Source organism: Pseudarthrobacter sp. alpha12b (assembly GCF_054130495.1).
In genome coordinates this window covers 992,409-1,018,700 of record NZ_CP196746.1, presented here as the reverse complement: position 1 = coordinate 1,018,700, position 26,292 = coordinate 992,409, and the positions used below count along the sequence as shown (strand labels likewise).

At 61.9% G+C, this 26,292-nt stretch carries 20 protein-coding genes and 1 pseudogene; 9 read left to right on the top strand and 12 right to left on the bottom strand.

What is annotated here, in order from left to right:
- Positions 1-6: 6 nt before the first annotated feature.
- Both ACTAQI_RS04530 and ACTAQI_RS04525 read right to left on the bottom strand, forming a co-directional pair.
- Positions 7-213, bottom strand: a complete 207-nt coding sequence (locus ACTAQI_RS04530; RefSeq protein WP_457950985.1) for a response regulator transcription factor — start codon at positions 211-213, stop codon at positions 7-9.
- Positions 214-333: 120 nt separating this feature from the next.
- Complete coding sequence (locus ACTAQI_RS04525) at positions 334-669, bottom strand: hypothetical protein (RefSeq protein ID WP_457950984.1); 336 nt, start codon at positions 667-669, stop codon at positions 334-336.
- A 519-nt stretch (positions 670-1,188) separates the two neighbouring features.
- Here ACTAQI_RS04525 and ACTAQI_RS04520 point away from each other — a divergent pair.
- Together ACTAQI_RS04520 and ACTAQI_RS04515 are read left to right on the top strand one after the other, a co-directional pair.
- Positions 1,189-2,070, top strand: a pseudogene (locus ACTAQI_RS04520) (IS5 family transposase).
- A 357-nt stretch (positions 2,071-2,427) separates the two neighbouring features.
- Complete coding sequence (locus ACTAQI_RS04515) at positions 2,428-3,462, top strand: DUF4192 domain-containing protein (RefSeq protein WP_457949834.1); 1,035 nt, start codon at positions 2,428-2,430, stop codon at positions 3,460-3,462.
- Between the two features lie 117 nt (positions 3,463-3,579).
- On the opposite strand, the gene ACTAQI_RS04510 is transcribed toward ACTAQI_RS04515, so the two are convergent.
- The gene (locus ACTAQI_RS04510; RefSeq protein ID WP_457949832.1) at positions 3,580-4,212 is read right to left on the bottom strand and encodes a TetR/AcrR family transcriptional regulator; all 633 of its coding nucleotides are present in this window, start codon (positions 4,210-4,212) and stop codon (positions 3,580-3,582) included.
- A 229-nt stretch (positions 4,213-4,441) separates the two neighbouring features.
- Here ACTAQI_RS04510 and ACTAQI_RS04505 point away from each other — a divergent pair, with 229 nt between their 5' ends.
- The 6 genes from ACTAQI_RS04505 (at position 4,442) to ACTAQI_RS04480 (ending at position 13,522) form a co-directional block, all read left to right on the top strand.
- Entirely contained in the window at positions 4,442-5,968 is a 1,527-nt protein-coding gene (locus ACTAQI_RS04505; RefSeq protein ID WP_457949831.1) for an ABC transporter substrate-binding protein, read from the top strand.
- 58 nt (positions 5,969-6,026) lie between these two features.
- Complete coding sequence (locus ACTAQI_RS04500; protein ID WP_457949830.1) at positions 6,027-6,968, top strand: ABC transporter permease; 942 nt, start codon at positions 6,027-6,029, stop codon at positions 6,966-6,968.
- Complete coding sequence (locus tag ACTAQI_RS04495) at positions 6,965-8,788, top strand: dipeptide/oligopeptide/nickel ABC transporter permease/ATP-binding protein (RefSeq protein WP_457949829.1); 1,824 nt, start codon at positions 6,965-6,967, stop codon at positions 8,786-8,788. Before ACTAQI_RS04500 ends, ACTAQI_RS04495 begins: the two co-directional genes overlap by 4 nt.
- Positions 8,785-9,642, top strand: a complete 858-nt coding sequence (locus tag ACTAQI_RS04490; protein WP_457949827.1) for an ATP-binding cassette domain-containing protein — start codon at positions 8,785-8,787, stop codon at positions 9,640-9,642. The genes ACTAQI_RS04495 and ACTAQI_RS04490 overlap by 4 nt, the downstream gene beginning before the upstream one ends.
- Entirely contained in the window at positions 9,639-11,132 is a 1,494-nt protein-coding gene (locus ACTAQI_RS04485) for a carboxylesterase/lipase family protein (RefSeq protein WP_457949825.1), read from the top strand. Before ACTAQI_RS04490 ends, ACTAQI_RS04485 begins: the two co-directional genes overlap by 4 nt.
- Positions 11,133-11,281: 149 nt before the next feature.
- Positions 11,282-13,522 (top strand): beta-glucosidase, encoded by a 2,241-nt coding sequence (locus ACTAQI_RS04480; protein ID WP_457949823.1) that lies wholly within the window; start codon positions 11,282-11,284, stop codon positions 13,520-13,522.
- A 493-nt stretch (positions 13,523-14,015) separates the two neighbouring features.
- Here ACTAQI_RS04480 and ACTAQI_RS04475 read toward each other — a convergent pair whose 3' ends face one another.
- Together ACTAQI_RS04475 and ACTAQI_RS04470 are read right to left on the bottom strand one after the other, a co-directional pair.
- The gene (locus ACTAQI_RS04475) at positions 14,016-15,398 is read right to left on the bottom strand and encodes an MFS transporter (protein ID WP_457949821.1); all 1,383 of its coding nucleotides are present in this window, start codon (positions 15,396-15,398) and stop codon (positions 14,016-14,018) included.
- 84 nt (positions 15,399-15,482) lie between these two features.
- Positions 15,483-16,463 (bottom strand): LacI family DNA-binding transcriptional regulator, encoded by a 981-nt coding sequence (locus ACTAQI_RS04470; protein WP_457949819.1) that lies wholly within the window; start codon positions 16,461-16,463, stop codon positions 15,483-15,485.
- 64 nt (positions 16,464-16,527) lie between these two features.
- Here ACTAQI_RS04470 and ACTAQI_RS04465 point away from each other — a divergent pair, with 64 nt between their 5' ends.
- A complete protein-coding gene (locus tag ACTAQI_RS04465; RefSeq protein ID WP_457949817.1) occupies positions 16,528-18,465 on the top strand; it encodes an alpha/beta hydrolase fold domain-containing protein in 1,938 nt (645 codons plus the stop codon).
- Positions 18,466-18,591: 126 nt separating this feature from the next.
- On the opposite strand, the gene ACTAQI_RS04460 is transcribed toward ACTAQI_RS04465, so the two are convergent.
- The 7 genes from ACTAQI_RS04460 to ACTAQI_RS04430 form a co-directional block, all read right to left on the bottom strand.
- Positions 18,592-19,578: an Lrp/AsnC family transcriptional regulator gene (locus ACTAQI_RS04460; RefSeq protein WP_457949815.1), complete on the bottom strand. Its 987-nt coding sequence runs from the start codon at positions 19,576-19,578 to the stop codon at positions 18,592-18,594.
- A gap of 97 nt (positions 19,579-19,675) precedes the next feature.
- Entirely contained in the window at positions 19,676-20,923 is a 1,248-nt protein-coding gene (locus ACTAQI_RS04455) for an amidohydrolase (RefSeq protein WP_457949813.1), read from the bottom strand.
- A gap of 13 nt (positions 20,924-20,936) precedes the next feature.
- Positions 20,937-21,689: a hypothetical protein gene (locus ACTAQI_RS04450; RefSeq protein WP_331322430.1), complete on the bottom strand. Its 753-nt coding sequence runs from the start codon at positions 21,687-21,689 to the stop codon at positions 20,937-20,939.
- 25 nt (positions 21,690-21,714) lie between these two features.
- A complete protein-coding gene (locus ACTAQI_RS04445) occupies positions 21,715-22,536 on the bottom strand; it encodes a DUF5058 family protein (RefSeq protein WP_457949812.1) in 822 nt (273 codons plus the stop codon).
- A gap of 207 nt (positions 22,537-22,743) precedes the next feature.
- On the bottom strand, positions 22,744-23,277 hold the full coding sequence (locus ACTAQI_RS04440) for a VOC family protein (RefSeq protein WP_457949810.1): 534 nt from the start codon (positions 23,275-23,277) through the stop codon (positions 22,744-22,746).
- 11 nt (positions 23,278-23,288) lie between these two features.
- Positions 23,289-25,169 carry an oxidoreductase gene (locus ACTAQI_RS04435; protein ID WP_457949809.1) on the bottom strand — a complete coding sequence of 627 codons (1,881 nt, stop codon included), beginning with the start codon at positions 25,167-25,169 and terminating at the stop codon, positions 23,289-23,291.
- Positions 25,170-25,289: 120 nt separating this feature from the next.
- Positions 25,290-26,201: a helix-turn-helix domain-containing protein gene (locus tag ACTAQI_RS04430; protein ID WP_457949807.1), complete on the bottom strand. Its 912-nt coding sequence runs from the start codon at positions 26,199-26,201 to the stop codon at positions 25,290-25,292.
- Positions 26,202-26,292 lie beyond the last annotated feature (91 nt).

Here is a 26,292-nt window from a genome sequence, read left to right as displayed (position 1 = left end):
TCCGGGTCAGTCCCTGGCCCGGAACGCGGCCGCGAGCTCGCTGCGGGACCGAATGCCCATCTTCCCGTAGAGCCGCGTGAGGTGGTACTCCACCGTCTTCTCAGTGAGGAACAGGGTGCGAGCCGCCTCTTTATTGGTTGCACCTCCGGCCACGAGTTCCGCCACCGCCTGCTCCTGCGCGGTGAGCTGGACATGGTGCTCCCGGGCGGCGATGAGTACCGAATCGGCAGGGTCCGGGAGATTTCCGACGTCGAGACCGCTCGCCTTTAGCTAGGGGTGCGCGGCTATAGCACGAGTTCGACGCCGCAAGTGGTACAAGCAGCAGGTCTGCGTTTATCGGCTCTTCGTAGTCGGTGCAGGACCGGACTCAGTACTTGCCCTCGTCTCATGCAGCGTCTTTGCACTACCCGGGGGCCGCAACAGGGCTAGACGCGTGGGCTCCTCCTCGCGTAGCGGCTCCGTTTCAGTGAGCTGATCGGCGGAAACATGCGTGAGCCAGTGGTACGTCGAGGTTCCATCAACCTTCCAGGCCAACTCGGTCTGAGTCAGTTCACGAACCACACGTGCGGGACTGCCGTGGGCGAGGTGCCGGGCTGGGATTTCTGTGTTCGAGGTAACCAAGGATCCAGCGCCCACAAACGCTTGTCTGCCGATGACCGCGCCATCCAGGACAATAGCGCCAATACCGATGAGGACATCATCGCCCACGTGGCAGCCGTGCAGGACGGCGCCATGTCCCACGTGCCCGTTCATGCCTAGCTCCGTTAGCCGCCCTGGAAACGAATGGACGATACACCCGTCTTGTAGATTGGCCCCTTCTTTCATAACGAAACGCCCTAGATCTCCCCGTAATGAGGCGTGTGGGCCGACATAACACCCGGGGCCAACAATGACGTCTCCGATGAGACTCGCGGTCGGGTGGACATATGCCGTGGGGTGCACAACGGGCACAACATCACCAAAAGCGTAAACTGGCGGGGCCATGAAGGACTCCTCTATATAGTGCTGTTCGCCCCTTTTGGACGGGGGCCAGTGATACTGAGAAGTTTAGAGAATCGGGATCGCGTAGCCGGATCCGCGTCGGCCTGGAAAATGCCAAGATTCTCTTGAGCAGTCGGGAGCTGCCCCCCCACTGCAGCTAGGGCGTGTCTCCTAAATCAGGGGTTGGCTGGCTGGAATGCTTGAGGGGTGTCGCGAACATCTGTTTCGAGTGATGATCAGTGGTCCCGGATCGAGCCACTTCTGTCGAGTTCCGACGCGAGGCGTGGACGTCCGTTCCGGGGCAACCGGCAAGTCGTTGAAGGCATCATTTACCGGTACAGGTGCGGAATTGCCTGGCGGGACCTGCCCGCGGATTTCGGTCCGTGGCAGACGGTTTGGAAGCGGCACCGCCGATACGCCTCCGACGGAACATGGGACCTGATCCACGCCAGGCTCTTGCCGAAGCGGACGCTGCCGGGGTGATCGACTGGAGGGTTTCGGTGGACTCGACGATCAACCGAGCCCACCAGCACGGGACGAACCTTCCCCGCACCACAGGGGGAACTCCCGAATTACAAGAAACTGTTTACTGAACCGCCGGATCACGCCATCGGCCGCTCCCGTGGCGGGCTGAGCACCAAAATTCACCACGCCTGCGACGGCAAAGGCCGACCACTGGCAATGATTCTCGGCCCCGGCCAGGGCGGCGATTCGCCCATGTTCCCGGTCGTCATGGAATCAGTACGGGTTCCTCGCCTCGGCGGCGGCCGGGCCAGGACCCGGCCTGATGCGGTGATGGGCGACAAGGCTTACTCGTCGCGGGCGAACCGGGCACTGCTGCGCGGGCGGGGCATCAAAGCCGTCATCCCCGAACCCTCCGACCAAGTCGGACACCGTAAACGTCGTGGCTCACGCGGCGGACGGCCCGTGAACTTCGACTCCGAGACCTACAAAGGCCGCAACACTGTGGAGAGATCGTTCAGTCTCTTCAAACAATGGCGTGGAATCGCCACCCGCTACGACAAACTCGCATTGACCTATCGAGCGGGCGTCGTCCTCTACGCCGTCGTTATCTGGCTACGCCAATAAGGAGACACGCCCTAGAGCTCCTTACTCCTAGTGCCCGCCCGAAGTCATGCCGTTTGCCTTGTTGACTTCGATGGAGAGGAAAAACGTTCCACCGCTGCTCGTCATTCTGATAGGCCCATGGTCGCTGGGCGGGTCCTCCGCGCAACCAGGGCGCTACCGCGCCGACCCCGAACCCGAAAACTTCTGCTCCCGCATCGTGGATGCAGTTCTCGGATGAAGTTTTCGGACTCGGTGCCGGTCCCCCAAGTTGCACTCCAGCCCCTTGGTCCAGCGGCTGGTCCCCTATCAGAACGACGCCCAGAACCAACAACCGCAGAAAATCACGGCAATACAAAGGGTGAAGGGAAAAACGGGGTCATGGAAAAGCTCACGATCAAAACACCATCAGATGTCCTCAGCTTCATCGGGCACACCCTGGGTTTCTGGCCCCAGGAGAGCCTGGTCTGCATCACCATGAACGACAACAGCATCGGAGCGACCCTGCGCATCGACCTCCCCCGTCAAACCGGCCAGGAACTCCCCTACGCGCGCACCGTCGCCCACTACCTCACGAGCGACAGCACCGCCACATCCATCCTCTTCGCCGTCTACACCAGCGAAGCCGCTCAGCCCGGTCAGGCCAAACCGCATGCCGGCACCATTGCCGCGCTCACGGGGGTCCTCGCCGAACAGGGCATCACCATCCGCGACGGCCTCTTCGTCGGAGACGAGACCTTCTCCCCCTATGACGACGAACCAGGCACCAGACTCGCCCTGCCCGTCAGCGCCACCCAGACCAGTGCGATCAACGCCGAATTCATCTATCGCGGCAGCTTCATCGAACCCACGGACCGGATCACCGTCCCAACCACGAGCCAGGAAGCAGCCAAAGCAGCCGCCGTCGAAAACCACATGAAATCAATCGCTTCCCAACCTACTGGCACCGCTCTTCAGGAAGGCCGGAAACTCTGGGCCACCATGCTCGACTCTGCAACTTTCCCGACCGACGACGACTGCCACGCACTCATCGCAAACCTCCAATTCCCAGCAATCCGCGATCGGCTCATCGCAGACATCCCCGGCCTCGACGAACCAATGCAGCAGATCCTGTTCGCCCAAACCCAAGAACCACCGCACTGGTCCCGCATCGAATGGGCACAACAACTCCTCCTGCACGCCTACACACGCACCAGTCCCCAACACGCAGCACCCGTCCTCACCGCCATCGGCTACATCAACTGGTGGGAAGGACGAGGCAGCAAAGCACACCAATTCCTCCAACTCGCCCTCGACACCGACCCGGCCTACCGCCTCGCCCGGCTCAGCGACCACATGATCGGCTCCGGCATCGTCGCCGGCTGGAACATGAACAAAGAAACTGCCTACAAGGCGCTGCCCTTTGACTTGCAGTGAGCTGCCTGGTTCTCCAACGCGCAGGAGCACCCGCTCCCACGGCCCGCAGGTTCCGGCCAACGAGAATGTTTTCCCCCAGGACCGCCCACCTGAAATGGGAAGCGGCAGTTCGACTTCTTACGGTATCTCCGCCGAAGTCAGCTCTCGGAGTCTCGCCCTGAGGCGCGCGGCCATGTCCAACTGGGTGGGCATCAGAAGCCATTGGACCTGGAGTCCGTCGACGAGCGCGATGATATCCGTTTCCAAGCCTTCCAACTCAACGTGCGGCCGTATGAGCGAGCGGCTGGCCAGATTTCCGAGCGCGGCTTTAGTTCGCTTGAGAGCCCTCTCATATCGCGCCACAAAATAGTCGTGAGCCGGGTGCCCTGCATCGGAAGCCTCAGTGGACAAGACGGCGAACAGACTCACGATGCCAGGGTTTCTTGCGTTGTGCTCTATGACTCTGATGAGCCGGCTGAAGTACTCAATACCATCAGAGCTTTCCTCCGGCGCATCTGCGAAGAAGAGCTCGTTATCCTTACGGTCTCGTTCTTCGAGTACGGCTTCCAGCAGGGCTTCCTTCGTAGGGAAATAGTGCAGGAGGGCTGTGCGGCTCACCCCGCAATCGGCGGCCATCTGCAGCATGCTTGCATTTCGGTAGCCCACGGTCGCGAAGGCATCGAAAGCTGCCTGCAGGATTTGGGCACGCCGCCATTCACTTTTTGCGTAAGGCCCACGCGTGCCGCCCTTTTTGGCGGTTGTGTCCAACATTGCACCAACATCCCATCATTCGGACGGCCCCACAACTCAAAGGCCGCTGCCACAACTCCAACCACCGACCCACACCAACGCGGTGGTGGACGCCCGCCGTGAACTGCCCGCCGCGAAGAGCGTTCTTACGAAAGCTTACTTGAAAATATATACAGGTGTAAGTTTTCGTGTGTATCATCAATCCACGCGGTGATCCACAGGGGTATCACCCACTAATGAAGGACCACTGATGTTCCGATGGAAGACCGCCTCGGCGGCCCTGGCCATTGCCGCCCTCGCGTTGACCGGGTGCTCCAGCCCGGGCTCGGAATCAAGCAGCAACTCCGGAGGCACGCTGACACTGGCCAACACGTTGGCCCCTACGACCCTCGACGCCGCGGGCTCGGGTTGGGCCGTCATCTCGCCTTACTACCAGGCGGCTTACGACACCCTCCTGCGCGCTACGACAGACGGAAAAATTGAGCCGTTCCTCGCCGAGAAATGGTCCTACAACGCGGACAATACGGCGCTGACCCTGAACCTTCGGAAAGACGTCACGTTCAGCGACGGAAGCAAGCTGACCTCCGCCGTCGTCAAAACAAACCTTGAGCGTTTCCAGAAGGGAACGTCGCCGGACGCCTCCTTCCTTAAGGCCGTCCAGAGCATCGAAACTCCCGATGACTCGACTGTTGTGCTTCACCTGTCGGCACCCGACCCCGCCATGCTGAACTACCTGGCCCGCGACCCGGGTCTTATCGCCAGCGGCGATGCCATTTCAAAGGACCCCAAGAGTCTGGCCACGAACCCGATCGGTTCCGGGCCGTACATCCTGGATACCAAGGAAACAGTCATTGGCACCAGCTACGTCTACACGAAGAATCCGAAGTACTGGAATGCCGCTGTCCAGCATTACGACAAGCTGGTGATCAAGGTGATGGCAGACGCAACAGCCGCCCTTAATGCCATCAAATCCGGAGAGGTAAACGGCGTTCGCCTCCTCAACAACAACAACCTCGAAGAGGTCAAGGGCGCAGGCTGGACGGTAAACCAGAACGAGATGAATGTGTTCGGCATGCTGCTTCTTGACCGGGCAGGCACTTCGAACAAAGCCCTTGGCGACGTGCGGGTCAGGCAGGCCATCAACTATGCGTTCGACCGCAAGGCACTCCTCAAGGCCCTGCAGTTCGATAACGGGACTGTCACCGAGCAAGTATTCCCGAAGCGCTCCGCAGCCTTCGACGCTGACCTGGATAACCGCTACGCCTTTGATCCCCAGAAGGCGAAGCAGCTTCTGGCCGAGGCCGGATACCCGGACGGGTTCACCCTGAACATGCCCACGACAGCCAGCGTCGGCGCAACAACCTGGACTTTGCTTGGCCAGCAGCTCGCAGATGTCGGGATCAAGGTCGCGTTCACGGACGCCGCCAGCAATTTTGTCTCAGACATCCTCGCCCCTAAATACCCTGCGGCATGGATCGGCCTGGAGCAGCAGTCAGACTGGCAGCTGATCCAATTCATGGTCTCCCCCACCGCAGTCTGGAACCCGTTCAAATATGCGGACCCCAAGGCCGACGAGTTGATAAAGCAGGTCCAGGTGGGCGACGAAAGTGCCCGGCAGACGGCGGCCAAGGACCTGAACAAGTACATCGTAGAGCAGGCTTGGTTTGCTCCCTGGTACCGCCCAAACAACAGCTTCGCCACGGATTCAGCCACTTCCGTGAAAATGCTGCCATCCAACGTCTTCCCGGCCATCTACGACTTCGAACCGAAGAAGTAGTGGTACTGCGTCCCCCTGCCAGCAGGGGGACGCACTCCAACTCTCAGGAACAAATAACATGCTTGGATTCATTATTCGCCGCGTGATTTCCGGCGTGATTCTGGTTTTTACGATTTCAATCGTCGCGTTCACATTGCTGTATCTCGGCGGTGGCGACATTGCCCGGCGCATTCTGGGTGAGAATGCACCCGCGGAGACCGTGGCCAAGAAGGTCCAGGAACTCGGCATCGACCGTCCATTGGTTGTCCAGTACTGGGACTGGTTGAGTTCAGCGATCGGAGGCAATCTTGGCCGGTCCTGGTTCAACGGGGAGATGGTTTCGGCAAGCGTCTCCAACCGGCTGTCTGTTACGGTCTCGCTCGTCATCGGGGCGATCGTGCTTTCCGCGATCATCTCCATTCTCCTGGGAGTTCTGGCGGCACGGCGCGGTGGGTGGATCGACGGCCTCGTGCAGTTGGTTTCAGTCATAGGCTTTGCGATTCCAAATTTCCTCATTGCACTCTTCCTGGTCGTGGTATTCGCCATCAATCTGCACTGGTTCAAAGCGACCGGCTTTGTTCCCTTGACCAAGTCGGCCAACGGCTGGCTCGCGTCGGTGACTCTGCCGATTGTGGCGCTGTCGTTGGCGGCTATTGCCAGCGTGTCCCAGCAGATCCGAAGCGCGGTAGTCGATGCAATGTCACGCGATTACGTCCGGACCCTGCGCGCCCGGGGGATCGGTATCAACCGGGTCATCTACCAGCATGTCCTCCGCAACGCAGGCGGCCCCGCACTCGCCGTCCTGGCACTGCAGTTTGTCGGTCTTCTTGGTGGGTCCGTTGTTATTGAGCAGGTATTCGCACTGCCGGGCATCGGCCAACTGACAGTTCAGGCAACGACTCTCGGCGACATTCCCGTAGTCATGGGAGTGGTCATCACGGCGGCCATCATCGTCGTCATCGTCAACCTTGTTATCGATCTGGCCCAGGCCGCACTCAACCCGAAGGTCCGCTTGTCATGACCATCATCAACCTCCCCCAGGCACTGCCGACACCGCAGGTCCGCGCTTCGTTGCTGCGGAGGCTGCGGCGCCGTCCCGTCGGACTTGCAGCCCTTATTTTCTTGGCCCTCGTGGGGCTCATCGGCGTTATCGGGCCATGGATTGCCCCACAGGATCCGAACAGGGCAGCACTTGACCTGGTACTGTCTCCTGCCAGCCCAGCCCATCCGCTTGGCGCGGACAGCGCCGGGCGCGATGTTCTGTCCCGGCTGCTGGCCGCAACCCAGGTAAGCATTGCATCAGCCCTCGTCGCCCTGGTTACTGCACTGCTGATTGGGGTCATCGCCGGGCTTTTGGCAGGCTATTACAGCGGATGGTTCGACGCCGTCTCATCGTGGCTCACCTCGCTCGTCATGGCGTTGCCCGCCATGGTGGTTCTGCTGGCTGCCAGGGCAGTGCTGGGGCCCTCGGTTTGGCTGGCGATGGTCGTCTTCGGCATCCTGCTGTCACCTGCCTACTTCCGTCTCGTCTATGCAGCTGTCGCAGCCATCCGGCACGAGCTCTACATCGATGCTGCCCGGGTGTCCGGGCTCAGCGACTTCCGCATTATCAGCCGCCATATTCCGTCTGTCATCCGGGCCCCCATCATCATCCAGTCCGCGATCATCGCAGGCATAGCTATCGCAATTCAGTCCGGGCTTGAATTCCTCGGGCTGGGTGATGCCTCAGTGCCGACGTGGGGCCAGATGCTCAATGATGCATTTACCAACATTTACAAAGCTCCCACGCTCATGCTGTGGCCCTCACTCGCAATTTCCCTTACCTGTATCGCCCTGACTCTGTTGGCCAATGCCATGCGGGATGAACTGGAACGGACCGTCATTACCCGGCGCCGCCCAAGCAAATCCTCAGCGCGACGTTCCAGGACTGCAGCACCGGATCCATCCGGCTCAGACCACGAGACCATCGTCCACCCCGACGATCCGTTCACCGAAACGAAGCCCGCTGCTCCCCTGCTGTCCGTCCAGAACCTGCGCGTTGGCTACGACCAGCCGGACGGTACGACACTCGAAGTAGTTCGCGGCGTCAGCCTTGAAGTGCGCAAGGGCGAAATCCACGGTCTTATCGGCGAGTCGGGATCAGGCAAGACGCAGACAGCCTTTTCCGTCCTGGGCCTGCTTCCCGCCGGCGGCCGCGTTACAGGCGGCACCATCGACCATCTGGGTACTTCCCTCCAGGGCGCATCAGAGCGGGTCTACAAGGACATTCGCGGGCGCCGGATCGGCTACATCCCGCAGGAACCGATGTCAAACCTCGACCCATCCTTCAAGATCGGTTTTCAGCTTGTCCAACCCCTCCGGCTCAATCTGGGGCTGAGCAAGAAGGAAGCCACGGAGAGGGCGCTGGCACTGCTGGACCGGGTGGGCATTCCAAACCCCAAGCGCACCTTCGACGCGTACCCCTTTGAAGTATCCGGCGGAATGGCCCAGCGGGTACTTATCGCAGGAGCCGTGTCTACTGACCCCGACCTCATCATTGCGGATGAGCCAACAACCGCCTTGGACGTCACCGTCCAAGCCGAGGTCCTCGACCTCCTGCGTGACCTCCAGCAAGAGCGCGGCATGGCCATGCTCCTTGTCACGCACAACTTCGGAGTCGTAGCGGACCTCTGCGATCGCGTCACGGTCATGCAAAACGGAGTCTTCGTCGAGCAGGGACCGGTGCGCACCATCCTCAACCATCCCAGCCATCCGTACACCCAGTCACTGCTCAGCGCAATTCTGGACGAAGGTCCGGCACGGCCGCCTCTGGGCGCCTCTCCCATCGGAGGACGATCATGACCAATACGCTCCTTGAGGTTGAAGACCTCGTCGTCGCCTACCCGACCAAACGGCTCAGGACGGCGCCTTTCCGGGCCCTCAACGGCGTCTCGATCGACATCAAGCCAGGCGAGACGGTAGGCCTGGTTGGGGAATCCGGCTCCGGCAAAACCACCCTCGGCCGGGCCGTACTCGGCCTGGCCCCCGTCACGGAGGGTTCCATACGTTACAGCGGCCGCGATATCAGCAATCTGCACAAACGGGACCGGCGCAAGCTGAGCAGCGAAATACAGGTCGTTTTCCAGGACCCCTACTCCTCGCTCAACCCCTCTTTGACGATCGAGCAGATTCTGGCGGAACCTTTAACGGCGGCCGGGGTCCAGGCCGCTGCCGCAAAGGGCCGGGTCCGGGAACTGCTGGACCGGGTTGGGCTGCCTGCAGATGCGCAGTCAAGACTGCCGCGCGAGTTCTCCGGCGGCCAGCGCCAGCGGATAGCCATTGCACGCGCCCTGGCTTTGGATCCCAAACTCATTGTTTGCGACGAACCGGTATCAGCGCTTGACCTCTCCACCCAGGCCCGTGTGCTGGACCTGTTCATCGAGATCCAGGAGCTCACCGGCGTCGCCTACCTCTTCATTTCCCACGACCTTGCGGTAGTCAGGCACATCAGTCACCGCGTGGCTGTAATGTACCGGGGCGAAATAGTTGAGACCGGTGAGGGAGACCAAGTCACCGCCCGCCCCAAGCACCCCTATACGCAGCGCTTGTTCCTCGCGGCGCCCGTTCCCGATCCGGACAAACAGGCGGAACGGCGCAAAGCACGCAGGAGACTGCTCGCCGAGCAGGCGGACCTGGTCGAAGGAAAGACGGCATGATCGTCACTACTCCCGCTGGCTTGGTGCGCGGAACAACGCGGCAGGACGGCACCACCGCGTTCCTGGGAATCCCCTATGCAGAGCCCCCGTATGGAAAGAACCGCTTTCGGGCTCCTGTCCCTAAAGCCGCATGGGAAGGCATACTGGATGCGACGCGCTTTGGCGCAACGCCCCAGCGCAAGGCTCTGGCGGAGGTTACAACCATTCCGGAACCGTCCATTCCTGGAAATTCAACGCTCAACGTCAACGTGTTCAAGCCTGCCCGTGATGTTGGGGAGGGCCCGTACCCGGTGTTGGTCTGGATCCACGGCGGCGGCTACGTCGCGGGATCACCAGCAAGCCCTTGGTACGACGGCGGCGCCTTCGCTCGTGACGGGATAGTCATGGTCACGATTTCATACCGCTTGGGCTTCGATGGCTTCGGCTGGCTTCCCGACGCTCCGAATAACCGCGGAGTACTCGACTGGATACTGGCCCTTGAATGGGTCCGTGAAAATATCGCCACCTTTGGGGGCGATCCGGGCAACGTCACTCTCTGCGGTCAATCAGCCGGAGGTGGCGCCGTAATGACGCTGCTGACCGTCCCCCGCGCTCAAGGCCTGTTTCACAAAGCGGCGTCCTTATCGGGCGCTCCGGTCGACATTTCAGTTGACGGCGCCAAGGACTACACATTCGGTGTCGCGGAACGGTTGGGGCTTGCGGCCGAAAGCCGGGCCTTCGCTTCCGTGCCCGAAGAGGAACTGATCCAAGCGCAAAACTGGTCGCGGGCACCAGTACCCACGCAGGATGCCGTGGCATGGCTGCGGCAACTCGGGGAAGTCGAAGGGATGCTTCGCCTCGGGCCCGTGATCGATACTCAATTGGTACAGGGGACGGTAGCGGAAAGCCTCGCCGCCGGACGGGGGAAAGGTGTTCCCCTTCTCGTCGGCGCCACCCAGGAAGAATTCAGTCGTCTGCTTGCCGCACATTCGGATACATTCGCCGCAATGTCTGCCCGGGAAGCCTTGAGAAACATGGGTGCGGACGACGCCGTCGCCGCCGCCTACTCCTCTTGCACCGCCGGGAACACGACGGCGGCCGTGGTGGGCAGATACGTCAGCGACCTGATGTTCCGTCGCCATATCCCCCAGTGGATCTCGCTTCGGGGCGGCTCCCCTACTTGGGCTTACGACTTCACCTGGAAGTCTGCGGTGAGCGGCGTATCGGAACATTGCCTCGACGTACCCTTTGTTTTTGACGTCCTGAGCGATCCTGACGTCAGCCGGGTAGCTGGCCCCAACCCGCCGCAGGAAATCGCCAATGCCATGCATGGTGCCTTCGTGCGTTTCGCCCGGACGGGCGATCCCGGCTGGGCGAACGCCAGCGGTGACGCCGCGCACGTCCACGGTTTCGATACCGACCCGTCCCGAACCGACGGATATGCAAGTGCACGGATCGTGAGCGAAGCGCACCGCATCCCGCATAACAGCGATGTCCCCATTCAAGCGTAAGGACAGAATCTGCCGCCAGCTGCACAGAACCCTTCCTGGGCGCATCACTGGCACTTAGCGCCGCCCAGCCGGCTCGCGGCAGCCGGCATGCAACAAACCAACACGGGCCTGCACCGAGCGGGCCTCCCTCAACCTGCCCGGAGATTTCAGTGACCCACACATCAGATACGTCCCCTGCACCCGCCCAGGTCGCAGCCATAACGACCGGAGCCGACTACTGGACGACCAACGGACTGCCGGAAGCCGGCCTGCGCCAGCTCCGGATGGCCGATGGGCCGCACGGGCTCCGGGTTCAGGACGACGAAAATCCGGACCATCTCGGAATCGGCCGCAGCGAGAAATCGACATGCTTCCCGCCCGCAGTGACCCTCGCATCGTCCTGGGATCCGAACCTTGTTGAGTCGGTGGGCGCGGCCCTGGGCCGGGAGGCCCGCTCCAAGGGCGTAGACATGGTCCTTGGGCCGGGTATGAACATCAAACGAAGCCCCTTGTGCGGGCGAAATTTCGAGTACTTTTCAGAAGACCCGATGTTTACGGGCACGATGGCCGCCGCCATGATCAAAGGAATTCAGGACCAGGGCGTCGGGGCCTGCGTGAAGCACTTTGCAGTCAACAACCAGGAAACGGACCGTTTGCGTGTGAGCGCGGACGTGACACAACGCGCACTCAGGGAGATCTACCTGCGTGGTTTCGAGATGGCACTCCGTGATGCCAACCCTTGGGGCGTCATGGCTTCGTACAACCGCATCAACGGCGTCTTCGCATCAGAGAACTCCTGGTTGCTGACGGATGTCCTAAGGGAAGAATGGCGCTACGACGGCGTCGTCGTGTCGGACTGGGGTGCGGTGCACGACCCCGTGGCGGCCCTGAAGGCCGGGCTTGACCTCCGCATGCCCGGCAGGCCCGATGACTCCCGCATTGTTGAGGCCGCCAAATCCGGAAAGATCGATGCAGAACTTGACCGGACGCTCACGCGGCTTAAACTTCTGGCGGACCGCACCCAAACGACCGAACAGGGCGAACAGCCGGATCTGGAAGCACACCACCGGCTCACCCGCCGTGCTGCGGCTGAGTCCGCGGTACTGCTAAAGAACGATCAAGCCGCCTTGCCGCTGGAAGCAGCATCGATGGAGCATGTCGTACTCATCGGGGAGCTAGCGCGAACGCCCCGCTATCAAGGGGCGGGAAGCTCAGCAGTCAATCCAGTCCGGGTCGTCTCAACAATCGACGCGCTGGTGGACCGGTTCGGGCGGCAGCCCTTGTTTTCCGCCGGCTACAGGTTGGACGGTGTCGACGACGACGGGCTGGTCGAGGAAGCAGTGGCCACCGCGGCAACAGCGGAAACGGTTCTCCTCTTCCTCGGTCTTCCAGCCGCCTTCGAATCCGAGGGCCGGGACCGAGCCGACATTTCGCTGCCCGCAAACCAACTTGCCCTCCTGGACCGTCTCGCCGCGGTCAATGACCGCATCGTTGTCGTTCTCAGCAACGGTTCAGCGGTAACGACGGCCGAATGGCGGCACAAGGCGTCGACAATCATCGAGTTCTGGCTCACCGGGCAGGCTCATGGGGAAACGGTCGTCGACGTCCTCTTGGGTGACGTCAATCCTTCGGGAAAGCTGGCGGAAACCGTTCCTGTCCGCCTTGAGGACACGCCGGCGTTCCTTGATTTTCCGGGAGAGGAAGGACACGTCTCCTACGGCGAGGGTATCTACGTGGGATACAGGTACTACGACGCCCGCAACATCAGTGTCGACTTTCCTTTCGGGCATGGTCTCTCCTACACAACCTTCGAGTACTCCGACCTGCACACGGCCGCTTTCGATGCGGATTCCCCTCTCGCCTTCACTGTTTCACTGACAGTGAGCAACACTGGGACGTATCCCGGCGCCGAGGTCGTCCAGGTATACGTGGGCGGTTCCCAGGGCACTCTTTCCACTCCAGTGCGGGAACTCAGGGCCTTCCAAAAGGTGAACCTGCAACCAGGAGAGTCCGTTCACCTGAGCTTCGATCTGACCCGCGAGCAGCTGGGACACTACAGCACCGAACTGCAGCACTGGGTCTACGACGGCGGTCCCTGCACTGTCGAGGTCGGATCATCCTCCCGTGATATCCGCCTTTCTGCCTCATTGGATATACCGGCCAACCCGGTACCCCGTCCCCTGACTGTCTGGTCAACGTTCGGAGAATGGGACAGCGATATCGACGCCGGTCCGCGACTTGCCAGGCTCATCGAAGGACGCGGCGGTATCCGTGGGCGGATGGGAGATCTACTGAAAGACGAGACAGGCAGGGCGAGTGTGCTCGCATTTCCGCTGAGGGCCCTGGTCGAATTTCCCGGGTTTCCGGTCGACCTCGACGACATCGAGAAGCTTGTCGCCTCGTCGATTTGAATCATCCACGGCGCCTCGGGAGAGGGCATCAGCGCCCTCCCCGCATGGCGCCGGCTCTCTTAGGGACACGAGCCTCTACCGAGTGGGAACATTTTTGGGCAGATATCGATGAAGAAAATTGAACCGGGTCACGCCAGCGTCAGCGCTTCGCAGGGACCCCGCCCCGCGCCGGGAATGCTCGAAGTCAATGTGGCAACACCTGCAGAGGTCGAACCGACATTGGAGGAAGCCATCCAATCCGTCTCCCCTGCGGCGGCGCACTACGGTATGGGCATCCTGATCACGCGGATTGGGATCGGCCGGTACGTTGTCCGGGCCCATCCTCATGTTCCGGAGGGGTTTGTCCGACGGCAATGAAGTTTGCCGCCCGAACCCGATTGGTTGCGCCGGCGTCGGCCTGGCCCAGAGCATAGGCATGCGAGACACGAGGTGGCGCCGGGTCGGATAACTCGGCGCCACCTCGCCCGGCTGCAGCCCGTACCTCGCGCATGCGTTAGCGCGCTGCGGTCTCCAGTTCACGGGCTACGGAGGGGGACTTCGGGTTACCCAGCTGGCGGGTCTCGAGACGAACAGTTTCCCGCATGGTCAGAATCGTGACGGTCGCGACGAGACCGCAGACGCAACAGAAGATTGCCACTGGGACCCAGTTGGTAAGGTCCGGGCCGGCCAGTCCGGCGGCAATCGTGGGCGCAAAGCCGCCCAGTGCGAAGCCGAACTGTGTGCCAATGGCCATGCCGGACATACGCACGCGTGTCTCAAACTGTTCGGAGAAAACGGCAAGCCCCGCACCGCCGTAGGCAGAGTAAACGATGCCCGAGAGCAGAATGCCCCACACATACATCATGGTTACGTCGCCCTTGCTCAGTGAGTGGATAAACGGCCAGATCAGGGCTGCCGAGCCAAATGCGCCCGTGATGAAGACCGGTTTGCGTCCGATTCGATCTGCCAGGATGGCCCACAGGGGGATGCTGATGACGCCGAAGACATTGGCGATGATGAGCATCCAGAGCATGGTCGCGCGTGGGATGCCGACGGTGGAGACTCCGTAGTTGAGGGCATAGACGCTGAAGATTGTGCTGGTGACAGACACCAGTGCCGCGAACACGACCTTGACGACATCGGCTGTGTAGTAGCGGAAGAGGTAGCGCAGGGGCGCTTTGTTGTCCTTGTCCGGGTGGGCGGTTTCCTCGGATTGCTCGACCTCGAATTCAGGCGTCTCGCTCAGCGAGCGGCGGATCCACCAGGCGACTGCCATGACAACAATGCTCAGGAGGAAGGGGATCCGCCAGCCCCAGCTGAAGAACTGCTCGTCCGGCAGGGCAGAGATGGGCAGGAACACGGCGGTGGCCAGGATGAAGCCGAATTGCGTCCCGCCGAGGGTGAAGCTGGAGAAGAACGCTCGGCGGCCGTGTGGTGCGTGTTCCATGGTCATGGACGTGGCACCGGACTGCTCACCGGCCACGGCGATCCCCTGCAGGGCACGCAGCAAGACCAGCAGGATGGGAGCGGCGATGCCGATCTGTTCGTAGGTGGGCAGCAGTCCAATAAGGAACGTTGCAGCACCCATACCGGCGATGGTGAGGATCATGACGATTTTGCGGCCGTGCCGGTCCCCGATGTGACCCATGAGGAACGAACCGAGTGGACGCATCACGTATGCCACTCCGAAGGTGCCGAGGGACACCAGGACGGCGCCAGTTTCCCCGAGGGGTCCAAAGAACAATCGGGGGAAAATCAGTGCGGCGGCGCTGCCGTAAATGAAGAAGTCGTAGTACTCCAAGGCGCTGCCAATCCAGGCGCCTGCGGCAGCTTTGCCGGGCATCCGCCGTGGGATGGTGGTCTGCCCGTTGCCGGAGACCGAGTTGGGGGTGGACATGGTTGTGCCTTTCCTTTTAAACGGAGGTGAGAGAAGTGGTTATAGACAGAGGTAAGAGAAGCGTGATCGAGCGGCGAGGAGTGGTCAGGATGATCTTGGCTTTGTACTGCCGCGTACAACGAGGTGGCATGGCACGTGCACGGGCTCGGTGGGCACTTCCTCGCCCCCCATCATCGCCATGAGCAGGCCCATCGCCCGGCCCGTGATTTCAGCGACGGGCAAATGGACAGTGGTCAAGGCTGGTTGAATGATCTGCACGGCCCAGATGTCGTCGTATCCCACGACACTGATGGCCTCCGCACGTGCACGGTCCGCGGCGTCTAACACCCCAACCAGTCCCAAGGCGATCAGGTCGTTGTAGCACACCACGGCCGTCGCAGAGGAGGTCCTTACGTCTTCGACGGCGGCCTGTCCGCCGGCCAGTTGCGGAGGCTGGCAGGGAAGTTCCGTGAGGTCCATGTTCCTGCTTTGCAACGCCTCCACAAGTGCGTCGTGCCGTTCCCGGGCGGACAGGGTGTCCTGGTTAACACCGATATAAGCCACTTCCCGGTGCCCCAGGTCCGCAAGGTGGTCGGCTACCTCGGCCATAGCCTCTCGGGCGGAGGAGACCAGTGCCGGAATCCCGTCGACGATCCGGTTAACAAGCACTATTGGGATCCCAGTTGCGATCTGGCGCAGTTCATCATCAGTCATCTGCGGCTGAAAGAGGATCATCCCATCGGTTTGCCGTCCCAACGCAGTGACAGCGTGGCAGTCTGATTGAGATTCCGCGTCGCGGTCAGCGAGCAGTACCGTCATCTCGTGCCGCCGGGCGATCGCCTGGGCGGCCTTGACTGTGAGGGGGTGAACGGGGTTGGCGATGTCTGGTACAAACAACCCGATTTGACCGTGTCGCCCTGTAGCCAGGGACCGGGCGGTGCGGCTAGGAACATAGCCCAAGTTCCGGGCCGTTGCCAGGATCAATTCCCGGGTCTCCTCCTTCACTGCGTCAGGACGCGAGAACGCCCGGGAAACGGTGGCTTTGGAGATACCCAGCTGCTGGGCGACGTCGTAGAGGGTGGTCACGGTCGCCTCTCCTCACTGATAGCGATGACTTTGCAACCGGTTACTGTAACCGGTTGCATTCGGTATGGTGACATGTTTCACTATTTGCGAACCATCTGTCAATACCTTGGTGCGGTGTGGGTCACACGCCCGAAACACAATGAAAGGCCGCAGTATGCAACACCGAATTTCCGGTCCTTTGGGCGCCGGCGCCAGCGCTTACCCATGGCCCGCCGCGAGGCGGGGTGAATTTGACGAGGCAGTCCTCGATGGCATTGTTTATGCGGCTCCTGTCGGCTTTCGTCCTTTGTCCCTGGAACTGCGAGTCCCGGGCAGCGCTCTTGTCCGGAGCGCGCCGCCCTCCGGAACTGGTACGGCGGCTGCCCCTGTTCCCGCGCCCGTACTGGTCTGGGTCCACGGCGGCGGTTGGAACTTGGGAGGCCGGACCCGTCGAGCCCCCAACCTGCAGGAACACTGGGTGGTCGAGCGGCTGGTGCTTGCTGGGTTCGCCGTGGCGCTGGTGGACTACCGGCACATTCCTGAGGCGCCCCTTCCAGCCCCGGTTGAAGACGTGCGCGCTGCAGTTCGCTGGGTAAGAGCCCACGCAGACCAACTGGGTTTGGACGGACAACGCATCGTTCTATGGGGGGAATCGGCGGGAGCGCATGTGGCGTGTTTGGCCGCGTCCATGAGTGACGACCAACTCGACAGCCTAACGGGCGCGGGCTCCAATTTCCGTGAGCACACCGAACACTCCGCCGCGGTGCAGGCGCTGGTCGATTGGTACGGGCCGATGGACCCGCCCGATAGCGCCCTCCTAATCGAGACCCCTGAGAACGCTGCCGGAGCGAGGCCGGACCCTCTGGCCGGAAGTGACTGGACCGCTGAGCAGTTCTCCCCACTCGCCTGGGTGCACTCCGGGTTGCCCCCGGTCCTCGTGGCACACGGATCTGAAGACCAACTGGTACCGGTGGAACAGTCCCGCCGCTACCGTGACGCCCTTCTTGCCGCGGGAGTCCGGGTGGAATACATGGAGGCCAACGGCGGACACGTCTTTGAAGGCGGTTCGGTGGTCCAGGTCCTGGAGCGCACCGTGGCGTTCCTGCGGAACCGCCTGGACCTGCCCGAGGCACCACAACTGGACCTGCAGACCGCCGCTGTCGAGGAAGCCATGATAGCTACCGGCCGTTTCCCATTTTTTGACATCGATGATGCCGCAGAAGCAAGGGCACGCGGAACCGAAATGCGTGACCATTTCTATCCCCCGCGGCCTCAACCTATTGCCAGCGTTCAGGATCTCATGATCCCGGGTCCCTGCGGACAGGTGGCGTTGCGGTTGCAAAGCCCCCAAGCAGCCTCCGACGTGGTGATCCTTTATGTTCACGGTGGAGGCTGGGTGCTCGGGGACCTCGACTCGCACCAAGGCACTGCTGCCCGCCTGGCCGTGGCAACACCAGCGACGGTGGTGCAGGTTGATTATCGGCGAGCCCCCGAGTACCCCTTCCCCGCAGCAGTGGACGATACCGTGGCCGCTGTGGAATGGGTGCACGCCCACCTGCCGGAGCTCGGAGGGCGGCGCCTGGTACTGGCAGGGGACAGTGCAGGGGGCAACATCGCCGCCGCAACGGCACTGCACTGCCGCGACAACGGAATCCCAGTTGAAGCAGTGATGCTCCTCTACCCCTCCACAGATTGGACGGCCCAGCCAGTCGCCGGTCTTGTGGCCACCTATGTGCCAGCCGGACAGGACCCCACAGATCCCCGGCTGTCACCGGTGCGGGCTCCGTCTTTGGCCGGACTGCCCCCCGTCATCTTGGGCGTGGGCGGCCTGGACTTCCTGTTCGAAGACAACCTGGCCTACGTTCACGCCCTGCGTGGGGCGGGAGTTCACGTGACCCTGCGGGTGTTCCCGCAACTCAGCCACGGTTTCTTCAGCTATGCAACAGTCTCCGGAGCCGCCGATCGAGCCGCCGAGCAAATATGCCAGGACCTTTCGGCACTTCTTTGGGGACTGGCCACCTAGGACGGCTGGCCAATGCTTGGCGACGACCAGAAACGTCACTTCCCGGCGATTGTGGGAGAAACGTCCTCATCCCAGGGGGGGTAGGAGCTGACCCAAGCGCACTCTGCGAACGGCTCCAGACTCACGCTACTGCGACGGCTCCTGAAACATGCCGTCGTAGTAGCGCAGGGTGCTGCGCTTGAATACCTCCGCGTAGACGGACGACCGAGCGGCTGCCACGCCGTCGCGGTTCTGCAGGTCGGCCAGGAGCGGCCCAAGGTCTTCGAGGGCGGTTACGGCTACCTGTGCCACCAGTTGGTCACCGGAGGCGGCGGCCCACCGCGTCACAGGGAGGCCGGCGATGTACTCCCCCATCGTCTTGCTCGATGAGCCTGAACACGTAACGGTGAGCAGGGATTCTACGGGGAAGCCGAAGGCTACGAGGTCCACGACGGCCCTGATGAACACGATTCCGGTACTGGTCATCGAATCCAGGCGCCGGCTGACCGTCGCCTTGGAGACAGAGAGTTCAGAAGCCAGTTCGTCCAAGGTCGCGCGGCCGTTACCGTGCAGCAGCATCGCCAGCATTCGGCTGGTCTCGTCAAGTGGCGGCCGACCGCTTGCTTTGCCGGCAAGGCGGCCATCCTCATCCGAGTGGAGCGCCGCATACTGTTGTTTGGTGAGAACATCCGGCATCCAGCCGGACGGGGTGCGGAAGTAATCGAACAGCGGCATCAGGTTAAACGACTGGATCCCGTCCACCGCCGCGAGCCGTTGGTAGAGCAGTTCTCCTAATCCATCGGGGGCGAGGAACATGCCCGCCACTGCCTCATTCGCCCCCGATAGGGCGCTAACCCACGAAGACTCGTCCTGGTCGGCGAGCCATGAACATACGTTGCGTAGTTCCCTGGGAGTTGCTTGGACGCGGAGCAGGAAGGCAGTGCGGGAGCTTACGGCTACAGGGTTAACGAACGCATTGATGCGTACCGCACCGGATTCAAGTAGCTTGTTGCCGCGGCGGGCCACGGTCCGTTCCTGTTGACCGAGGACTTCGGCAATCAGCCGCCAAGGGGCGCGGCCGTTGCGCACTAGCGCGGCCGTGATCTGCCGATCCAGGCTGTCCAACTGCTCCACGTCCCGTTCCTTCGTTGATTCTTCGGCCCCCTGGATGTGGCCCGGGCACCGCACCTCGGCTGCGGGGCGCCAGGGATGCCTGTCGCCCCGCAGATTCTCAGTTCCGGCCCAGAAAGGCTAACACTCCGGAAAGTGCTGCACCTGTTCCCACGACGACGGCGGAACGCGCCTCTGGAGCAAAGAACGGCGAGTGGTTACCTGCCGGTGAAGCGCCGCCGTCGAAAAGTTCCGGTTCGAAGGTACCGAAAGCCCAGTAGACGCCGGGAACACCGATCGCGTCGCTGAGCAAACCCGCGTCTTCGGAGGCCATCCCCAGCGGGGCGTCAGTCACTACGTCTGCGCCGAAGTCCGTCGTGAAACCTTCGGTGACGCGGCGGGTGGCCTCAGGATCGTTGTAGCACCGGGGAAAGGTGTTTATTTCGGTGATGGTGGGCTCAGGGGCAGCGGAGGCGGCGGCTTCGGCTGAAATAATCCGGCGGATTGCTGCCAGTACGGCTGCGCGGGTGTCTTCGTCCGGGGTTCGGACGTTGATCGAAAACTCAGCTGTTGCCGGGATAATGTTTTCCTTCAGCCCAGCGTGGAAAGTTCCTACTGAGATGACCGCCGGCGTGGATGGTGCCAGTTCGCGCGAGACGATGGTCTGCAGCCGAAGCACCATCGCTGAGGCGGCAACGATCGGATCTACGGACTTCTCCGGCTGCGAACCATGTGCCTGCCGGCCATGGACCGTGACCTTCCAGGAATCTGCCAAGGTAGCCATGTGCCCGCTCCGAATCAGGAGCGTGCCTTTGACCGCGGGCAGTACGTGCTGGGCCAGCACCACCTCGGGTTTTGGCGCCCGGTCCCAAAGTCCATCGCTGATCATTGCCCGGGCGCCATAGGCGGTTTCTTCGCCGGGCTGGAATATTAAAACCAGCGTCCCCTTCCAGAGCTCCCTGCGCTCCACCAGGAGGGCGGCAAGCGCGAGCGCGGCAGCAACATGGGTGTCATGCCCGCAGCCGTGCATCACGGGCACGGTGGTACCGTCTCTTTGCGTACCCGTGGCCTCGCTGGAGTATTCAAGGCCCGTCTCCTCGGCGATAGGCAGGCCGTCCGTGTCGGCCCTGAAGCCGACGACGGGACCGTCGCCGTTCGTCAGGACAGCCACTACCCCGGTGGCTCCGCAGCGAAATGAGTCGATCCCCAGGGCGGCCAAGTGGGTTTCGATGTAGGCGGCAGTCTCGAATTCCTGGCCCGAGAGTTCCGGATGGGCGTGCAGGTGCTTATAGACGTCTATGCATTCGTTCACAAATGATTCGGGAACGTCTACAGCTGCGGTGAGCCGCACGCTCGTGGTGATAGTCATTCAGAGTTCTCTTTCAGTGGGTGGTTTCGGAGATGGGAGCGGCGGGGTCAGCCGCTTCCCGGGCCTTGTCGGTTCCGGGTGTCGGGTTGTTGGACCGCGCGTACCACGAGACGACGATGGTGATGATGACGGCCAGCGCGGTGGCGTAGAACGTAAGCGCCGGGACCAAGGGCACCACCACGAAGACAATGACAGCAGCGACCAATACGGCCACGATCGTCGTGCGGCGGCTCTTCATGGCAAGCACGCTCTGCAGGACAACGGCCCCGAAGACTGCAGGGAGGATGTAGCCACGCGCGGTGGCAATCAGTGGTGCTGGGAGCATCCCGACCAGCCAGGTGCCCAGGACGCCCACAAGGAAAACCAGGGTGGTGATGTGGATGAGGACGGCACCGACAATGGCGCTTCCGGCAATGAGTTCCGCCCGACGTGTGCCCGGTTTCTCGCCCAGGTTGGCCTGTGCCACGATGGCTGCCGGGAGGAGCTTGTTGGCGATGTTTCCGATCAGGAAAGCCTGGTACATCGCCGAGCGGCCCAGTATCGGGAAATAGGAAATGGGTTCAATGATGGCTATGACGCCGAAGGTGGCCAACACGGCGACGACCGCAGTGACCAGCTCCATCCCTGTGATGCCCGCGCCAGAGCCGAAAGCTGCGTACAGCGCGGCTGCCAGCGAAATGAGCAGACCCAGGCCCAGTGTGATCGGTCCCCAGATGGAGGTGGTGCGGTCAAAAGCTGCAAGTTCAGCGGAAGTTGTCTTTGACATCGGAGTGGCTCCTTTCGTGTGGTTCTCAGGCTGCTGTCATGAAGTAAGCGACCGCCAGCGCTGAGACTATGGCGAGGCCCAGACCCCACTCGCGCAGCCAAGGGCGGCGCAGCTTATGGGCCAGCAGCAGACATGCCCCCATGGACGCCGCCGATACGATCATGGTCACGAGATGCGTTGGCGACTTGACCACTTCCGTGAAGGCCAGCGTGAAGAACGCGCCAAGTAGCGCCGCTGTCGGCACCACAGCCATGACGGCCGGATTTACCTTGCGCAGCGTCGCGTCGCCCTTGCTCAAAATTGGAGTGAGAATCAGGGCCGAAAGCATCCAGGCGAGGCCACCGATGGTCATGGCGGCGAAAGCCAGGGCGAAGATCTTCTGGGTATAGGTGGGTCCGCCCAACTGCGCCCCCTGCGTGCCTGCAGAAATGCCGGCGGCGGCGACGTCGAACGCAGCCGAACCAACCAGGCCGATTCGGGCGAGCACTGCGGGTGTCCCGAAAAGCGGGAGCAGCGAAACAGCAATCAGTGCGACGGCAAGCGAAGGCCCGATCGCGGCCACAGCACCGGAACGGACAGAGCTGCTGACTTGGGCAGGCGTAAGGCCGACGGCCGGTGCCGCCTTCCGGATGGCCCGGAAATAGATGACTGATTGAAGGATGATGACGACAAAGACCCCTGCTGCCGCAGCCCAGAGGACTGGATGGTATATGAGGGGGGTGATGTCTGTAGAACGTGGATCGATAGCTGCAACAGGCACGGTATCTCCCTTGCGAGGTGAGTGCGGGATCTCTGAAATTTGTCCAAAGATCAAATAAATACTGGATACGGCGTCGCGATTTCTCATTTGTACCGCACTCAGTGACCACAAGTACATAGTTTCTTTGTTTCTTACGTATGTCCATCGGGACGCATGGGCGTAAATTCCGGTGCCGCGGCTACGTTCGAACCTTGGGACCGGTGGAAAAGCTCCTCACACAGCACGAACGGCCGAGCCAGCAGGCTCGGCCGTTCGCGTGTTGCGGAAGCTCTTCAGGATCTATCGGACGGAAAGTTACTCCTGATGCGTGTTGTCGGCATATTGGGCCGGGCGCCACCTGCGAAGCGGGGTGCGCGACTCGTAAGCCTGCGGAGAGGGATAGGTCACGAGTTCGACCGTGCTGCCCCACGGGGTGCGGGCGTAGAGGTACCGGTTGCCCTCCCCTGCGTCACCCCCGGGAAGATCGCCAGGCGCGCTGAGCAGATGGCCGCCGGCCTTTTCCAACCGGGTCGAAGCCTCCTCGATGTCGTCCACGTATACGCAGAAGTGCTGAAGTCCGTAGTCGCTCGGCACCACGGGCTCCCGCTGGGCAGCCCCGGAGTACGTGAACAACTCCAGGTTAGGTCCATCTCCGAGACGAAGCATACGGATGGCCTCGATCCTCGCGCCTTGCGGGATGCCCAGACCAGCCTCGACCGCGGGACCCGCCAAAGGTTCGTCGAGCATGTCGTAGATCTTTTCGGCTCCGAATGCGTCCACGAAGAAGTCCGTGGCCTGTTCGAGGTCAGGAACTGTGATGCCGATGTGTTCAATTGCGCGGATGACCATTTGTACTCCTCCTAAACCTCAGCTGCGGCCCAGAAACCGGACTGGGTCGCCTCGTACATTCGGCCGCCCCTGAAGCGTGTGCCGATGGTGCGTATGCGTTCGCCGTCGACTGCCGCTGCCAGGAAATCGTTAGGTGTACGGTCCTGAGCCCACACCACTGTCCCTCCCGCAGGGGCCGGCTGGTCCGTAAGAATGTTGACGTTCCGGGAAGCGAGCAGTCCCCTCAGGTGATTGCGCTGCATGTCATTCGTGTCGAGCCCAACGTCCTCGCTGGGAGAGCTGAGCGTAACCTTGCGGCCCTGCTCGGACAGCCACAGGGCCGCGAACATCGCTGTTTCAGTGTTTCCGTGCACGGTTACCTCCTTCGCCTCCGGCGCACTCCGGCCTGCCAGCATTTGCACGGCATCGATTGCCCCCTGGGGCGCACCGGCACTCTCGGTGCCGGTAGCGAGAAAGACTGTGTCGTACCCGCCCATTTCCGCTTCCGTGACCTCGGTTCCGAGCCGCACGTCGACCCCCGTGCGCTCCAGCTCGGCGCGGTAGAACTCAACAAACGTCGTGATCTCCTTGTTCAGGACCTCAGCTGCGGCCCAGGCCCGCAACTGACCGCCGATCTCCTTCTCGCGTTCCACCAGCGTTACTTCATGGCCACGGTCCGCGGCCAGAATGGCTGCCTCGCATCCGGCCGGGCCAGCGCCGACGATCAGGACCCGCTTGGCGGGAACTGCCAGCCGACGGGCTTCGGCTGCCCGCTTCTCCTGGGAGAGCGCCGGGTTGATAACACACTGCGTGTGCTGGCCATTGAACATCCAGCGCGAGATGCACTCGTTAACCGCCAGGCAGCGACGGATGTTGGACGTTGCCCCACGCCGGGTCTTCTCAACGATCGTGGGATCGGCCAGGCCTGCCCGTCCCATGGCGACGAAGTCCAGTTCACCGGCAGCGACGTCGTCGTTGAGTTCATCCAGCAACCAGACAAGACGCCCGACACCGATGACCGGCACGGAGACCCGCTTCTTCACCTCTTTGGCGTAGTGCAGGAGGTTGCCCGGCGGGACCATGGGCAGGAGGACGTCCGCCGTGTCGTAGTTGCCGGCCGACACGTCCAAGGCGTCTACATACTTTTCAAGCATTTGGCAGAACGCCAGGCCGTCATCCAAAGAGAGCCCGCCCTCGTACGGCTCCTCGACACTGAGCCGGTACATGACCGGAAAGTCTGGACCGACCTGTTCGCGGACTGCCCGCACCACTTCAAGGGCAAACCGGGCACGGTTTTCCAGCGGGCCTCCATACCCGTCCGTGCGTTTGTTGGTCTTGGGCGACAAGAACTGCCCCAGCAGGTACCCATGGGCGCCGTGGAGTTCCACTGCGTCGAAGCCAACTTCCTTGGCGCGGCGGGCGCCTTGGGCGTACATGTTGATCAGGCCGGGAATTTCTTCGAGCTCAATGGCGCGCGGCGCCGTTCCAAAGGCGCTGGTGATGCCGGCGGTCGGCGCAATCGGGGGCACGTTGCCTTCGGTATTGCCCTGTGAGTTCTGCCGGCCCGTGTGGTGCAACTGGACCGCAATTTTCGCGCCCTCATTGTGTACTGCCTCCACCAGGTCGGCCAGGCCCGACCGGTAACGGTCATGGTCAATCCGGATTGGGTGTCCGACTGTACGGCCAACCTGCCAGTCGACAGAGGTGTTCTCGGTGATGAGCAGGCCTGCTCCACCGCGGGCCCGTTGCCGGAAATACTCAATGAGGCGGGGGCCTGCATACCCGTCGACCTCGGCATACTGCGTGAATATGGGTGACTGGACGAAGCGGTTTTTCAGGGACATCGATCCGATTCGTCCGGGCTGGAATAGTGCGACGTGTTTCACGGCACGCTCGCTAAGGGTACTGGTCACTTGGGACTCCTTCGTCACCGGGAGGCATCTCCTCGCCTCCACAAGTATTGAAAACTCGAGCAAGCAAAACCTGCCGCCGTGTGCACAGAAGTGTTCCGGAGATGCACAAAGTCGTTCAGATCACATTGAGCGGTGGGCGTTCCGTGCCTCGCGGGGGGAAACACCGTAAGCGGCACGGAAGGCGCGACTAAACGACGACGGGTTCTCGAAACCGCACCGGTGCGCCACTTCGGTGACAGAGATGGGTGCGGGTGACAGCAGGAGTTGGTATGCCGCTTCCCGACGACGCCGCATCAAAAATTCCCGGCAGGTTTCCCCTGTGCCCTCGAACAGCGCATGGAGGTAACGGATCGACACGGCATTTCCGTGGGCAATGTCGTCTACGGTGAGGCTGGAGTCGCCCAGCCGGGACTCGACAAAAGCTTTAACTTCCATAAGGCGGATCGCCTTTGTGTCGAGGACGATGTTGGTGGATGCGCCAATCGCGGAGGCTAAAAGATCGACCGCAATCCGTCCCGCCATCGCCGCTGAATCCTCGTCCAGATCCACCGCCCTGGTCGACGTGTGCAACCAGTCAAACAACAGACGAAGGCTGGGCGTGCTATTCAAGGGGCGTCCGACAAGTGATTCAAGGCGCGGCAACGCCTCAAGGCAGAGCTGCCGGGGCATGAAGAGTGTCGTTTTTAGGAGAGGTCCTTCGCTGAAGCACTCTCCAGGCAATACTCCGTCCCACATCACCGCACTGCCTGCTCCCACAGCTGCCTGTCTGCCCCCCTGGGAAAACACTTCCCGGCCGCGCCTTACCAATAGGACCGCTGCGTAATCTCCGTCAGTATGGCTAATTTCCCGCTGGCCGCGCCGCCCACTCATTCCGCCCAGCCGGCAGTCCACAGCCCACAACCCACCAAATTCTGCCGCCCGGTGTTTCAACGCCGCGTCCCGAACCACATCCAACTGCCACGGCAGATGGCTCGTTGAGAATTCGTCGACCATTTCGTCGTTCACTAAAGGCATCGTCGTCACCGACGTCATAGGGTCACTCCGTTTCCCTGCATCGGAGCAACCGCAGCAAAGTCGCCGGGTGGCATAATCCGACCACCCGACGACCGAAGCCTGCGGAGGC

What these genes read in the sequence shown, in the direction of transcription:
- ACTAQI_RS04515 (WP_457949834.1), top strand. Translation starts at nt 2,428, where the DNA reads ATGGAAAAGCTCACGATCAAAACACCATCAGATGTCCTCAGCTTCATC.
- ACTAQI_RS04510 (WP_457949832.1), bottom strand. Translation starts at nt 4,212, where the DNA reads ATGTTGGACACAACCGCCAAAAAGGGCGGCACGCGTGGGCCTTACGCA.
- ACTAQI_RS04505 (WP_457949831.1), top strand. Translation starts at nt 4,442, where the DNA reads ATGTTCCGATGGAAGACCGCCTCGGCGGCCCTGGCCATTGCCGCCCTC.
- ACTAQI_RS04500 (WP_457949830.1), top strand. Translation starts at nt 6,027, where the DNA reads ATGCTTGGATTCATTATTCGCCGCGTGATTTCCGGCGTGATTCTGGTT.
- ACTAQI_RS04495 (WP_457949829.1), top strand. Translation starts at nt 6,965, where the DNA reads ATGACCATCATCAACCTCCCCCAGGCACTGCCGACACCGCAGGTCCGC.
- ACTAQI_RS04490 (WP_457949827.1), top strand. Translation starts at nt 8,785, where the DNA reads ATGACCAATACGCTCCTTGAGGTTGAAGACCTCGTCGTCGCCTACCCG.
- ACTAQI_RS04485 (WP_457949825.1), top strand. Translation starts at nt 9,639, where the DNA reads ATGATCGTCACTACTCCCGCTGGCTTGGTGCGCGGAACAACGCGGCAG.
- ACTAQI_RS04475 (WP_457949821.1), bottom strand. Translation starts at nt 15,398, where the DNA reads ATGTCCACCCCCAACTCGGTCTCCGGCAACGGGCAGACCACCATCCCA.
- ACTAQI_RS04465 (WP_457949817.1), top strand. Translation starts at nt 16,528, where the DNA reads ATGGTGACATGTTTCACTATTTGCGAACCATCTGTCAATACCTTGGTG.
- ACTAQI_RS04455 (WP_457949813.1), bottom strand. Translation starts at nt 20,923, where the DNA reads ATGACTATCACCACGAGCGTGCGGCTCACCGCAGCTGTAGACGTTCCC.
- ACTAQI_RS04450 (WP_331322430.1), bottom strand. Translation starts at nt 21,689, where the DNA reads ATGTCAAAGACAACTTCCGCTGAACTTGCAGCTTTTGACCGCACCACC.
- ACTAQI_RS04445 (WP_457949812.1), bottom strand. Translation starts at nt 22,536, where the DNA reads ATGAGAAATCGCGACGCCGTATCCAGTATTTATTTGATCTTTGGACAA.
- ACTAQI_RS04440 (WP_457949810.1), bottom strand. Translation starts at nt 23,277, where the DNA reads ATGGTCATCCGCGCAATTGAACACATCGGCATCACAGTTCCTGACCTC.
- ACTAQI_RS04430 (WP_457949807.1), bottom strand. Translation starts at nt 26,201, where the DNA reads ATGACGTCGGTGACGACGATGCCTTTAGTGAACGACGAAATGGTCGAC.